Origin of the sequence: Allobosea sp. Root670, from assembly GCF_001429415.1 — a bacterium.
Taxonomy (GTDB): Bacteria; Pseudomonadota; Alphaproteobacteria; order Rhizobiales; family Beijerinckiaceae; genus Allobosea; species Allobosea robiniae.
On sequence record NZ_LMJU01000005.1, the window covers coordinates 89,942 to 103,013 of the forward strand.

The 13,072-nt window shown below is 58.8% G+C and carries 10 protein-coding genes; 4 read left to right on the top strand and 6 right to left on the bottom strand.

What is annotated here, in order from left to right; translation table 11 throughout:
* Positions 1–60 precede the first annotated feature (60 nt).
* The 6 genes from ASE61_RS08535 to ASE61_RS08560 all read right to left on the bottom strand — a co-directional run bounded on the left by ASE61_RS08535 (position 61) and on the right by ASE61_RS08560 (position 8,304).
* Positions 61–1,479, bottom strand: a complete 1,419-nt coding sequence (locus tag ASE61_RS08535) for a TolC family protein (RefSeq protein ID WP_061966466.1) — start codon at positions 1,477–1,479, stop codon at positions 61–63.
* Positions 1,480–2,288: 809 nt separating this feature from the next.
* The gene (locus tag ASE61_RS27385) at positions 2,289–4,061 is read right to left on the bottom strand and encodes a DUF5801 repeats-in-toxin domain-containing protein (RefSeq protein ID WP_061966467.1); all 1,773 of its coding nucleotides are present in this window, start codon (positions 4,059–4,061) and stop codon (positions 2,289–2,291) included.
* Complete coding sequence (locus ASE61_RS08545) at positions 4,058–4,426, bottom strand: DUF5801 repeats-in-toxin domain-containing protein (protein ID WP_061966468.1); 369 nt, start codon at positions 4,424–4,426, stop codon at positions 4,058–4,060. The genes ASE61_RS27385 and ASE61_RS08545 overlap by 4 nt, the downstream gene beginning before the upstream one ends.
* On the bottom strand, positions 4,402–5,508 hold the full coding sequence (locus tag ASE61_RS08550) for a hypothetical protein (RefSeq protein ID WP_061966469.1): 1,107 nt from the start codon (positions 5,506–5,508) through the stop codon (positions 4,402–4,404). Before ASE61_RS08550 ends, ASE61_RS08545 begins: the two co-directional genes overlap by 25 nt.
* Before the next feature lie 315 nt (positions 5,509–5,823).
* Entirely contained in the window at positions 5,824–6,804 is a 981-nt protein-coding gene (locus tag ASE61_RS08555; protein ID WP_162260084.1) for a transglutaminase-like cysteine peptidase, read from the bottom strand.
* A 666-nt stretch (positions 6,805–7,470) separates the two neighbouring features.
* Positions 7,471–8,304 carry a GGDEF domain-containing protein gene (locus ASE61_RS08560; RefSeq protein WP_082617310.1) on the bottom strand — a complete coding sequence of 278 codons (834 nt, stop codon included), beginning with the start codon at positions 8,302–8,304 and terminating at the stop codon, positions 7,471–7,473.
* Positions 8,305–8,515: 211 nt separating this feature from the next.
* Between ASE61_RS08560 and ASE61_RS08565 the strand changes: the two genes are divergently transcribed.
* The 4 genes from ASE61_RS08565 to ASE61_RS08575 all read left to right on the top strand — a co-directional run bounded on the left by ASE61_RS08565 (position 8,516) and on the right by ASE61_RS08575 (position 12,860).
* On the top strand, positions 8,516–9,871 hold the full coding sequence (locus tag ASE61_RS08565; RefSeq protein WP_244492764.1) for an HlyD family type I secretion periplasmic adaptor subunit: 1,356 nt from the start codon (positions 8,516–8,518) through the stop codon (positions 9,869–9,871).
* The gene (locus ASE61_RS08570) at positions 9,871–10,476 is read left to right on the top strand and encodes a ribbon-helix-helix domain-containing protein (RefSeq protein WP_061966473.1); all 606 of its coding nucleotides are present in this window, start codon (positions 9,871–9,873) and stop codon (positions 10,474–10,476) included. The genes ASE61_RS08565 and ASE61_RS08570 overlap by 1 nt, the downstream gene beginning before the upstream one ends.
* Positions 10,477–11,299: 823 nt before the next feature.
* Positions 11,300–12,580, top strand: coding sequence for a tyrosine-type recombinase/integrase (locus ASE61_RS25890; RefSeq protein WP_082617311.1), 1,281 nt, complete (start codon positions 11,300–11,302; stop codon positions 12,578–12,580).
* Positions 12,581–12,590: 10 nt separating this feature from the next.
* The gene (locus tag ASE61_RS08575) at positions 12,591–12,860 is read left to right on the top strand and encodes a hypothetical protein (protein WP_082617312.1); all 270 of its coding nucleotides are present in this window, start codon (positions 12,591–12,593) and stop codon (positions 12,858–12,860) included.
* Positions 12,861–13,072: the final 212 nt, after the last annotated feature.

The window sequence follows — 13,072 nt, forward strand, 5'->3', positions numbered from 1 at the left end:
CGCACCTCCCTCAAGTGGCACTGATGTGCCGTGCATGGCAATCTGCCTCTCGGCCAAGACTTAAAGCGCCGGAGGAGGAACGGTCAGCCGTCCCTTGTTCGGCGAATAGCGTGGCAATGTCTCTGCATCGGCGGTCGGCGGGACACCAGCCTCGGTGCGAGCATAGGTCTCAGCCTGTTTCGGTGCGCGTAACCCGAAAGCCGATACTAACTGGCCAGTCGAAGCCAGGATACGATACTCGGAGAAACGCGCAGCCATCTGGGCGGTCTCGTGCAGGACTTTTGCATTGTAGCGCGTGTTCTGTGCGTCCAGCAGATCGAGAAGCGAACGGCGCCCGACCTGGAACTGTTCAGAATAGGCTGTCACAAGCCGATCGCCAACGCCGGCCTGCTGACCGAGGACGCCTGACAGCTCACTCTGCCGCTGTCGCCGTTCAAACGAGAGTTTCACGGCTTCGCGCACTTCGCGCAGAATCTGGTCCCGATTGTGCTGAGCTTCCGCAACACGCCGCGTCTGCTCCTGGATTGCGGCTTGGTCAATGCCGCCATTGTAGAGATTCATGCGCATGACGGCGCGTGCCTGCAGGTCGTTCGTGCGCCCTTGTACGCCGTCGATATCCCGACCGGCGCGCGCTCTGCCCTCGAGGAAGATCTCCGGCAGCATCTTGCCGCGTGCCTTCTTCACAAGAGCGTGGGCCGCATCGATATCGGCGGTAGCGATGTGAATGCGAGGGTTGTTCCGCACTGCGAGAACAAGCCCGCTTTCGACCGATTTGGGCAGTCTGGCGGCCATCGAAGGCGGTAGCGCACCCCTGACAAACGGCTTGCCCACAAGCCGTTGTAGGCGCACCTTGGCTTCGTTAAGAGCTTGTTTGGCTTCGATTACCCGCGCGCGAGCTGCGATCACTCGCTCTTCGCCTTGTCTCAAATCCGCATCGGTGAGAGAGCCGTTGCTGACATTGCCGCGGATACGTTGTGCCGTATCCTGCAGGTAGCCCACGTTCTGTGAAGCAAGTCCGACGAGACGCTCTTGTAGCAGGATATCGAAATACTCGCGCGCAACCTCAAGCGCCAAAAACTCTGAACGTTCCAGTACCCGATGCGAGGCACCATCTACGCGCGACGCCTGCCGTTCGACCTCAGCATCGGTGGTGAAGCCGTCAAAAAGTCGCCACGTTCCAACGATGCCGATCTCGACCGGAGAATAGCCCGTCTTGGCGCGCGCGCCCGTCAGGTTATCGATGGCGCTGCCTCGGCGATCGAGATCGCGGGCTCCGATCGAGGTTTCGGCATCGACGCGCGGCATATAAAGCCCGCGAGCCTGACGCAGCTCGAACTCGATTGCCTCGCGATTCTCGATCGCGGCCCCGATCTGCGGATTTGAATCAATCGTGGTTGCGATGGCTTCGCGCAATGTGAGCGCAGAAGCACGCGTCGCAGCTGAAATCGGAAACGCGCCGATAACTACGCTCAGCAGCATCGCTCGCGATGCAGGGCCTCGCCTGTTCAAACTCACTTCAACGCCCCCCGGTGATCTATTCGAGATCTATAACCCACGGCCCTTGACTATGGGTGAGAGAGAATACGAGAATCGTTCATGCAATGTCTAACATCATACGTGAAACGGATATTTAGCACGTTATCCTGAATGGATGCTGACTTTGCGCTACCGACTCATGGTTGCGCGCATCCGCGCATGGTAACATTCACAATTCCAAAGCCGATCGGGATCTAGCTCGCGATACGACAGCATCCCTGATGCAATGCCGCAGGCCGTGCGGGAGGCGTAAGCCCAGGTGATCCGTTCTGAACGGCTGGCCTCGGTCGATATCGCTACGGAAACCGCTCGCGCTTCAGCATAGCGTGCGTCAATCTCTCTCTGAATCACAGAGAAGTCCTGCTCTCGCGCCAATGCAGAATGGCCTTGGGCCTGGCAGATGGCTGGCAAGCCTCGGGTTGGAGGAGCTTTGATCAGGTCAGCTGCGTGGGCCCCAAGGGGCGGAAGGAGTAGCATGGGCAGCGCGCAGACTAAAAAGGGAAGGCGCATTGGCATACTCCGCGCGCTCATTGTTTTGTTCCGTTCTAAATAACATCGACCGACGGAGGATGAGAAGACGTTGCCGTAACGTTTTGCGGGGTAGCTGCAGCTTAAGGGTAGGTGTTGTAAAATGGCAACCGATGACAAAAGAGGAGTTCCGGCAGAGGCGACTCTGCTGTCGCCTCTGCGTCGACAAGAATTTGAGAGTAAATTCGAGCCGCGTGCCATGCGGCTCGAGTTCGTCGATAAGATTAGACGACGGTTGTTGTCAGCTTGGCATGAGTGTTTGAGTCATCATAGAGAATTTGAACGGAACCAGAAGCGGGTGCTGTCGAGAAGTGAGCAACCTCGACGAAGGTTCCGCCTGCGGAAGTTCCGTGATCATTAACCTGAAGAGAGGCGCCGCCGCCCGCGACTGCGACGACATTGACCACCGCATCGACTTGCGCTGCAGTTGCGGGGGCATTGGCGCCCAGCGACGCCAGCAATGTGCTTAAATCGATCACGTCGCTTTGGCCGCCCTTTCCGCTATAGTCGGTAATCAAGTCTGAGGCTGCAACCATCAGGTGAGATGGGTCAATCACGAAAGTGTCTGCGCCAGCTCCGCCAGTCAGCGTATTGGTGCCGACCCCGCCAATCAACACGTCGTTACCGTCATTGCCGATCAGCGTGTCGTTGCCGAGTCCGCCGAAGAGGACGTTTGCTGCTGCGTCGCCGTTCAGGGTGTCGTTGTAATCGGAGCCGACGATACTCTCGCCCAGCGCGGCGCTAGCTGTATAAATGTGAGAAGCGCCAGAACCGTCTAGAGAATGGTCCTGTATTCCACTAGAGGTCAGGGTTATTCCAAGGGCGGCGCTGGCGGCGTCACCGTCTCCGTCAACGACTTGGATGGGGACGTTGAAGCTGACTGGGGCCGATGACGGAACGGCGGACCCGAACTCGCCAATCTTAAATGTGCCTCCGCTCAGATATTGGTACTCAACACTGTTGAACCCACTCGCAGTTGAGATGGCGACATTTGTTCCTACGGCTTGGTTGCCGCTCGTGCCGTAAATGCCGTCGACTGAAACGCTTCCGTTTCCATCCGCGTTAAATGTAACGGTGTAAGAATGCCCTCCAATAACATGACTTCCGCTTGATGTGAAAATCCAAGAATCGTTGCCATATGCGACGATGACCTGCGAAATTGTATCTATCGATCTGTCGGCGGGGTTTGTTTCGCCAACAAGGTTAGTGTTTGTGTCGTGATCATCATATGCGGAGATCAGAATCTTTGATCCATTTGTCGCGGTAAACGTCGCCGTCGTGTTATTCGTCGTATAGTGCTGATCGAAGAGGTACCCTCCGCCCACTCCGTTGCGCAAATCTTGAACGAAATCAACGCGGAAGGTTTCTCCTGATCCAACGGAAGCTCCATCGCCAATGCCGCCGCTATTTGCGCTGGTGTTGACGGTGCCGCCTATTCCCGTCAGCAGAAGATCGGAGCTGTTGTTGTCTTTGGGACCGGAGACCGAGTCTCCCGTCGGGACGAAGCCCGTCCAAGCCTTATTGCCGCCGACGAATGCGTAGCCATTACCGCTGAAATTGACCGAAGTGAGACTGTCGACCGTTCCGTTCATGGCCACTGAATAGTGCGCCGTTGCTGGATCAAGCGTAATGGTGAAGACGGCTGTATCGCCTGCGGAGTAGGAGAGCGTCCCGTCACTGTTCGTGTAACCGATCAGCGTATGGCCACCATTCGACAGATGGTAGTAGATCGCTGCTCCACTTGATTTCAGCCCGCTGTCGGCGCCTTCTGCCACGGCAAATGTCACTGTGCCGCCATCGGCGCCGTAATTGTTGGCCAAGGTGTGATCCTGGTCGAGGTCGAATGTGCCCGAATGATTGATACCATTTTGTAGGAGCGCATACGTAGGCGTCGGCGCAGACGGGCCGTCGTCGAGGAAGCTGAGATTGCCGCCGATATCGAGCGTGGCGGCGTTGCTGTCGCCGTCCTTGTCGGTGATGGTCGCGGTCAGCGTCACGTCAGCGTCACCAGGCTGGCGGCCGACAGGGTCGCCGGCTCGTTCGGGTTCGCGGTCGGRTGGACCACGGCGCGCTGCTGGTCGAGCGTCACGTCGCCATTGGCGGCGACCGTCACGGTGAACACCACCGGACCGCCGGCCCCGGCGCGGCCCTCGACCGTCGTGCCGTTCATCACCAGCACCACGGCCTGGCCGGTCGCGGTGTCGACGAGGCCGCTCGCGCCGGCATTGACGCCCAGCGCATAGGTCACCGTGCCCTGGCCGTCGGCGCCGAAGCTTGGCGTGAAGGCGCCGGCGAAGCTCGCCGTCGCATCGCTCCCCAGCGTGGTCTCGTCGACCGTCAGCGCCGGCGCGTTGCCGGCCACCGCCGCGATCGACGGGCCGTCGTCGGGCCGTCGTCCGTCACAGCGATCTGCACGCTGCCCTGAGCAGTCCCAGCCCCCGTCTGGACGACGACGTCAATCGAGCCAAGATCAACCGTCTGAAGCCCACCGCCCGGTGCATGCGGCAGCGGTCCCAGCAAAGTGGCTGTAATAACAATCTCCGCCGTTCCAGTTGCCTGCCCGGAAACAGGCTCGATCTGGAGCAGGACGGTATCGACGCCTCCGACCCGACCGACGATGGCGGTATCCGACAGTCGAACCCAAACGATATCCGCGCCCGGAAGGCCGTTTATCTCCGTCTGCAACGAACCAAGATCGGGAGCAAAATGGATACCGGATACCGGTAGCGAGCCGGTGTTGAAGGAGAGAGCGGCACGCCCGATTTCGTCCGGACGGGCGCTGTCGGATCCACTTGAGAGCGCCGCTTCCGAAAGCGTTACGCTAGCGGTCGACGATAGTGCGCTCGGACCAACACTAAGCCTGCGCACGCTGCCGATTTCGCGTTGCTCAAGGGTGGGAAACTGCAGGTCCGTCGGGGGGAGCAGGTCCGTAAGACCGAAGAAGCTACCAACATTGCCATTTGGGACGGAAAAGTTGCCGCCGGAGCTGCCAACATTGGAGGCCTGTGCGCCCGAGGGGCCTGCGGCGGCGACGATCCCTTGACTGCTGAAAACAGCTGCCAGCGTCTCAACGGGCACTTCAACATCGCCTACCATCAAGGTCGGGACGTTCGAAACGCCATTGTCGATCACAATCGAACGACCATCCGCCTGCTTCAGGACGATGTCCTTGCCGGCGATCTCGATGTTCTCCAGCGATGTTCCCTGGGGAAGGCGGACGACCTTTGAAGTTGCAGCATCGAAATGCACCGCGGGAGGCGGTGCGACGGGGGGCGGGGAGACCTGAGTGGGAGGCGATACCGGCTGGTCAGCCGGCCTTGGCTCCGCTTGCGTCGTAGCCTGTGCCAGCTGGACGCGGCCACCAAGATCGGAAACGCCAACGGCTGCCCCCTGCGCAGCCTCGACAAGCCCTTCAAAGCCGCTATCGCCAAGACCTTCGGTCATGATGCCACCCACTCGCCCTTACGCTTGGTCATAGGCTTTGCCGGTTTTCTATCGCGAGGCAATAGTTTCCGTATAATATGATATAACAGTGGGGCGGAAAATTTACGGATGCTTAACAACTAAGGCAGGCACCCTTGGGTGAGCATGGCTTCTAAAAGCATCGGCCGATGTTATGGCTTTGCGTCGGCCGTCGAGCGCGCTGCGGAAACGCCAGCTCGCCGCAGCCGTATGCCGGGCGGACAGATGGAGCTGCGAAATCGACGCAAAGAAGGCAGATCGGATTCTCGCCAGGTCAGCGATGATACGATCGATAGATCAGGAGGAGGAGGACGCTTTTCGGCTCATGCCGTGAATGTAAGTCTCCCCCTCGATGAAAGAGAGTAGCGGCTTGTACTCTTTCACGTCGGTGTCGGTCCGCGCTCCCGGAGCGATGTTGTCGAGCACGATCTGCCCTGCTGCGGTGTTTACCACCAAGATGGCATGATCCTGGCCTGTCGCCGGGATTTTGACGAGCTGCAGCCGAAGCTGTGAACGGTCGAAACCGGCGGCGCGCAGCATCCACATCTTGAGGATGGCGTATCCTTTGCAGTCGCCCGCACCGCGCTGAAGCAGTTCCCCAGCCGTGGCCCAATAGTCTGGTACGCCATAGTTGTCCAAGTCACTGCGGTATTTCAGTCGAGCGTTGACGGCTGCGTTGATCGATCGGATCGCGGCCTGATCGTCTTGTTGCCGGGCCACGGCGACGGTCTCGATCAACTGCTGCCGCAGCCTGGATCCGCAAGTGGCCCATTCGGCTTGGCACTCGCCTTCAAAATAGGAATCCGCCCGTTCCTGCAGGACCGCGCGCCAACGCTGCGTCAATGGCGCGTTGGCGATCAGAAGCGTGACCGATCCCAAAACGTCGCGGGGTACCGCGAGCTTACTGCGATCGCGTTTGCCCGAAGGGAACGAGGTTGTACCGAGGCGCTTCCAATAAGTTGCGGCCGAGGACGATGCCTCGGCTGCGGTCTCGGCGAGAGGAAGGGAGACGGACAGAAGACTGGAAACGCCAAATCCAGCGCTCAGACCGGCCGCGCCTGCATCCCCCGACGGTGGCACAGGCAACCCGGGCGGCATGCCATCGACAGGGAACGCCGCAGCGAAAAATGGCAGCGAGAGCTTTGGCGATGTCAGGTCGACACGCTGCTCGGCGGCGGTGCTGGCCAAGGCCGCGTTCGAGGCCATGATCGCGGCGATCGACAGAGCCGCGAAGCCGCCCTTGATCAAGTTTTTCAGGTGCCGTTCTACCCAGGCCATCATCGCAACTCCCGAACAGGGAGGGATGATGCGGGCTATTCAGCTGAATCAGCTGAAATAATCAGATAAAAATTTATGCAGGCGCCGGAATTTATACTCGTATTCTATTCTATAAATTCAATGGCAAGAAATGAAGTGCAATTTGCAGAGGCTTTTATATCAAAAATTCATCATAAATGGAGCTACTCAAAAGGGGTCGGTAATTTCTTCAGCCCGCGATGCAGTTTCCCGATTGCTGTCCAGGCTTTTGGCGCCATCGATTCCTCATTCCTTCGGTGGCCGTTTGGAATCTTGGCGGCGCGGGGCTGCGTTCAAGGCCGTGCATGAAGTGGAAAGCGGCAGATCCGCAAAACTGGATGGCAGGGCAAATACGCCAGGCTTCCTGCCTTCAAGCTTTAGCCGGCGGCAGGACCGAGCAAAGAACTAAGCCGACCCGGATAGCTGCACCGCCTGAACCTGTGATGGCCTCAACCAGGATCATGTATGGCGACAGCTCGAGCGTTGGATCTGCTCGTTGAACATATCCCTTTCGAGAAACGCGTTCGCGTCCGTAGCCCACGGTGGAGCACCGATTTCCGTATGCGCATCCGCTGGTTTTCGAGCTCGTTGACTGGCCGGCAAAATATAGCGGCGCATCTTGGGGCCGGGCGGAACGGCGTGTCGAGTTTAACTCTTCTGGCGAACCGGGGACTCAAAGGCGCGGGCCCGATCCAGCAATTCGTCGAAATTTGTTTCACTGGGCAATCGTTCGACGGCGGCGACCGCAATTTCGGGCATGGCCTGGCCAAGCAGCAACGGCGGCTGAGCGGCAACGGCATTCTTCAGCCGATGTGCGATGCTGATCGCGGTGGGCGTGGTGGCACCGAGCAGCAGAACGCAGAACTCCGAGGCCGAAACCCGCGCTACGATATCATAGGGCCGAACGAAGCTCTTCAGGGTGTCGGCGACATGGAGCTCGATAGTTTCAACGGCGCTTCCGACCCCTTGCGCTTTGAGCATGTCGTAGCCGTCGATCTTCAACAGGATAAGGGAAAGTGCATTGTCCTCGCGCTGGGCGCGGCTGAATTCCTGCATGGCCCGGATCTGCAGCCATCTCCGGTTGCCAAGTCCGGTGACGGGATCGATATCCTGCAGGCGCTCGACCTCCAGGCGATATTTGCCGATTTCGTCATTTGCCTTCTGCGCTTCCGCTACCAGATCATCGGCGATGCCTGCACGACTGGTCGCGGCGGAGCCGTCGCCTGCAAGGACCCGGCTCGCAGCCTTCATCTGCCGAAGCAGCCGGGCCAGGGAGCGCATGGTTCCGGCCAGCGCGATCGCGGAGGCCGATCCGAGGCCGAGGGGCAGCCATGGCGGCAGGGGTGTTCCAAGAGCCAGAGCCGAACCGGATGCGACGACGCTAGCCGCGATGCTGGTCGCCAGGATGCCACCCCAGATCTTGAGGCCGGGCATTCCGTTGTGTTCGTCGCGTGCAGCGTGCTCGGAAGGGGAGGATGTCATAGGTCGCTCTTGGGTGGTTCTCGTAACGTCTATAGGCCACAAGATCCGTAGCTAATGTCCTGCAAATTTCGGTAAATTTCAGTAACGAGAAGTCGTTTACGTTAAATCTTGATGTCCGCAGTGAGTTTTCTCGTCTTGTTGCCGCCTTTGTGGTACCTGAATTGGGGCCGGCGTAGCTGGGCCTGTCATCATGCGCGGGAGCGCTATCCACGTGACGTCGATCCTTGGCCGCGAAAGGCTGCGCTCCGTTCCCTGGTTTCGCATCGGAAAGGAGAAGCGGAGTTTTCGTATGCGCGATCGGCCGCCGCGGCTGGCCTCACAGGCGATCCGGCTGATCGGCGCGTTCCTCGTGGCGGGGCTCGTGTGGGCGAATTTCTCCCATGTCGAAGAAATCACCCGCGGGTCCGGAAAGGTCATTCCGTCGGCACGCACGCAGGTCATTCAAAGTTCAGAGGCAGGAGTGGTTCGCGATATCTTCGTGCGTCAGGGGCAACGGGTTGCCCAAGGCGAGCTCCTGATCCGGCTCGATGATACGCCAAATGCGGCGAAGGCAGGTGAGGCGGAGGCGCAAGGACGAGCGCTGCGGGCACAGATTGCGCGTCTTGAGACAGAGACTGCTGGTCCGGAATCGCCATTTGAATGCCCGAAGGATATCGAAGAGGCAGTGCCTGCCATCTGTCAGAACGAGCGTAAGCTGCTAACCGCTCGGCAGGAGAATACCCGCGCACGTATTGAGAGCTTCAAGGAACGACTGGAGCAACGCAAGCGAGAAGTGGGAGAAGTCACGGCGCAGATTCAGCGTTTCACAGAATCGCTCGTGCTTGCCGAAAAGGAACTCGCCATCATCGCGCCAATGGCGAGCAGGAACATGGTCTCCCAACTCGAGCTCATCCGCACGCAGCGGCAGGTGGTTGAGCTGAAGGGGCAGTTGAGCGGAGCCAAGGAAACATCGGCAAAGCTGGAGGCGGCGTTACGAGAGGCCGGCTTGCAGGTCGCCGAGCAAACCTCGCAATTCCAGCGTGAAGCCCTGGCTGAGTTGACGGCTCGTAAAGCGGAATGGTCCGTGGTGCAGGAAACCCTTCGGGGTGCGGAAGAGCGCGTCCGCCGTACGGATATCCGCTCATCCGTCGATGGCGTCGTGAACTCTCTGGCAGTGAATACCGTGGGTGCCTATGTCAATCCAGGCGAGCGATTGCTCGACATCGTGCCATCCGATGGGAAGCTGCTGATCGAGGCACGGGTCAAACCGTCCGATATCGCCTTCATTGTAGCCGGACAAAAGGCTTTGATCAAAATATCGGCCTACGATTTCTACCAATATGGTGGCTTGAACGGCATCGTTGAGCAGGTCTCTGCCGACAGCATTTATGATGCGAACTCAAAGGAAACATTCTACGTCGTTCTTATTCGCAGTGACGAGACTAAATTAAAATTTGGACGGTCTAATCATTCTGTCATCCCAGGCATGACTGCGGATGTCGATATCATCACAGGCGAAAAGACTGTCCTCACCTACTTGCTCAAGCCTATCAATCGGGCCAGGCATGAGGCATTGACCGAACGCTGATGGATAATGCCGAGGAGAAGACGGGTCCGAACAGTGTTCTCGAACAACGTTTTCGCCTGCTGACAATCGCCGGCCGTCGCCGTGCCTTCAAGCTAGAACCTGCATTCTGGCGGGCGCTCGAGCAAATGGCGCGCCAGCGAGAGGAGCGGCTTCCGACATTGGTCGCTCAACTCGTTGGCGACGGGGCAGGCAACGCGACCGCGCGACTGCGCGTTGCCGCTGTCGAGTGGTATGCTCAACAATCTCAAGCGAGCCGGGTGCAGAAGCAGAAGGGACTGTGGCAACGCGTCATCGATTTGATGAGCGAGCCAGCCTTCATCATTGATCAGAGCAAGCGAATCTTGCTCTTCAACGGCGCAATGCGTGCGCTCGTCGTCGATTCAGGGGCACATTCTCAAATCCGCCTTGAGCTTTCCGCTGAAGTTGGACGCATTTTGGCTGTTTTCAGGGAGAACGAGCAGAAGGTCTTGTCCATACCGGGGGTGCTAACCACAGGGCAACGTCCCCTCCAGGCTAAGATTCGCATAACACTGCTGGAGCAGGTCGACGGGCGGGCGCTTCTTCTCTGTGCCCTTCACACTCTACCATCAGAGAGCAATAGGTGAGCGGGCTTGGCGGCTAACCGGCGGCGCCTTGATCACACCGCCGGCAGAGACTGGCTCAAGCGTCAAAAGCACGGTGAAGCAGGGATGACGAGACCCGAAGCGCTCTCTGTTTCGACCGCAAGGAGTCCAAGCTCGCGTCAGACAGCAGCGCCAGCGACATCCTTCAGCCGTCGTTTTCGATACTCTTTGAAAGTGACAGGAGAAAGCTTGGACCACGGGGGCTTGATCCATCGCTGCTGGAGGAAGACCTCTAGCCTCCTGTTCTCCGAGAGGACACACGCTTCGAGGGTGTGACATCGCGCTTATAGCGCTCGATAATGCCCGCTGTCGTGATCCGATCCAGATGGCCAGGATCACAGTGAATTCACTCGATCCAGTTCGCCTTCTGTCTGTCTGATCCCGAGAATCGCATCAGAGCGATAGATAAATGATCGCGCTCGCGGGGGATGCCCCGTCCGGCGGACCTGCGCCTGCCACTTGCCCTTGCGTTTGCCGAGAGAAGCCATGTCTCGGCCCTTCGTTCGGTGTGACCGGTTTGTGACCGGCCGTTCCGACGCGGCTTTCCAAGGGACGTTAGCTATCTCAACCTGCTGGATTTGCAGGAAGTTAAGTGGCGCGCCCGACACGATTCGAACGTGTGACCTTTGCCTTCGGAGGGCATGGCTGCATTTTTCAAGGCGTTTCCGCGGGGTTCCATAAGTTAATGAAAATGCTCGTCTTATGCCGCAATCCACGGTGAGGTTCAGCGTTCTGTTGCCTCTCATTTCTGTAAAATGCGCTGAGCGGTGGCGACTCGGTGGCGACTCGTGTGCTAGGAGACGACATGCCAACGATCAAGATCACCCGCCGCTCCATCGCCGCACTGCCCTCTCCAGAGAGGCAGCTCATCTACTACGATGAGACTTTGCCGGGTTTCGGTCTGAAGATCACACCCACCGGCGCGCGTAGCTGGATCGTGGAGTATCGACCAGGCGCGGGCGGGCGCGGAGTTTCAAAGAAGCGGCTCGTACTCGGGCCAGCTTCAGTACTATCTCCCGAACAAGCGAGGGAGATGGCCGCTACTACATTGGCGCAGGCAAAGCTCGGCGCTGATCCTGCAGTCAACCGCGCGACCGAGCGCGCCGATATCACGGTCACGGCCCTTTGTGACCGTTACCTTGCCGAGGGGTGCGCCATGAAGAAGGAGAGCACGGTCAAAACTGACAAGAGCCGTATCGAGAGGCATGTTAAGCCGCTGCTCGGCCACCGGCGAGTGCGCGATGTTCAAAGCGTTGATGTCGATAAATTCTTACGTGATGTCGCGTCGGGGAAGACAGCGCGCGATGTGAAGACCGGCAAGCAAGGCCGCTCAATAGTTACGGGTGGGAAAGGTGCTGCAACCCGCACTGTGCGTTTGCTGGGCGGCATTTTCACATGGGCCGTATCGCAAGGACTGCGCGACACCAATCCGGTTGCAGGGGTGGCCAAATTTCCTGACAACGAGAATGAGCGCTATCTGAGTTCAGACGAACTCTCTCGTCTTGGAAACGCAATTCTAGAGGCCGAGACCATCGGAATCCCGTACCGATCATCGGACAAGAGAACCGCCCCAAAAAACTCACGTTCCAAGATTGACGCTTATGCCGCTGCCGCCTTGCGGTTGCTTATATTCACTGGCTGTCGGGTTTCCGAGATACTGAAGTTGCGCTGGAAGGATGTGGATTTAGAGAGGGGCTTGCTGTTCCTCCCTGACTCAAAAACTGGCCGAAAGACCATAGTTCTCTCAACGGCAGCGGCTTCGATAATTGCCGGCCTTCCGCGCGTTGGAACTTACGTGATCGCCGGCGAAACCGCAGGCCAGGAAAACGAAAAGCCGCGCTCCGATCTGAAACGTCCTTGGACGTTGGTCTGCCGACGCGCCGAACTAGCCAATGTGCGGCGCCATGATTTGCGGCACAGCTTCGCTTCTGTCGGGGCGGGGGGTGGCATGGGACTGCCGATCATCGGGAAGCTCCTCGGGCACGCGGATCCCGCCACGACCCAACGGTATGCGCATTTGGATGCTGACCCGGTGCGCCGCGCCACTCGAGATTTGGGAACGTGTCGAAGATGGGCGCGAGAATGAAGCGCGGCAGATGGCAATTGCAGATCTCGAGGCCGGCTGCGCAGATGCCGATGTGCAGGGAATAGCGGCCTACCTATTGCGCGGAAAGAAGCGCTCCCGCGGACGCCCCTCGCACAAGCCGATGAAATACTTGGCGGCGGGCGAGACTTTTGAGAGCTTAACCGCCGGCGGGATGAAGTACGAGGCGGCGATTTTGGCGACAGCGGAGAAGATCGGACAATCTCCCGAACACGTCGAAACAGCAGTCGCCTTCTATCGAAAAGCGCGTCACCCGGATTAATGCCGAATTACTAAGGTAAATTCGGAGGCCCGAGATCAGCATAATGCCCCTAGTTGCCGCGAGCGTCGCGGCCGTGGAGGGTAATGGATGAACGTTCGGGTTCGTGAGGCGGCTGTGACCTGAGCCCCTGATCTTCCTCCAGATTTGAGTAGAGTCCGTCACTCACGGAGACGGACGATGCGGCGCTCACGATTCACGGAAGAGCAGATTAT

Coding starts and splice junctions, on each gene's coding strand:
- ASE61_RS08535 (WP_061966466.1), bottom strand. CDS start 1,479: ATGCTGCTGAGCGTAGTTATCGGCGCGTTTCCGATTTCAGCTGCGACG.
- ASE61_RS08550 (WP_061966469.1), bottom strand. CDS start 5,508: ATGACCGAAGGTCTTGGCGATAGCGGCTTTGAAGGGCTTGTCGAGGCT.
- ASE61_RS08555 (WP_162260084.1), bottom strand. CDS start 6,804: ATGGCCTGGGTAGAACGGCACCTGAAAAACTTGATCAAGGGCGGCTTC.
- ASE61_RS08560 (WP_082617310.1), bottom strand. CDS start 8,304: ATGACATCCTCCCCTTCCGAGCACGCTGCACGCGACGAACACAACGGA.
- ASE61_RS08570 (WP_061966473.1), top strand. CDS start 9,871: ATGGATAATGCCGAGGAGAAGACGGGTCCGAACAGTGTTCTCGAACAA.
- ASE61_RS25890 (WP_082617311.1), top strand. CDS start 11,300: ATGCCAACGATCAAGATCACCCGCCGCTCCATCGCCGCACTGCCCTCT.
- ASE61_RS08575 (WP_082617312.1), top strand. CDS start 12,591: ATGGCAATTGCAGATCTCGAGGCCGGCTGCGCAGATGCCGATGTGCAG.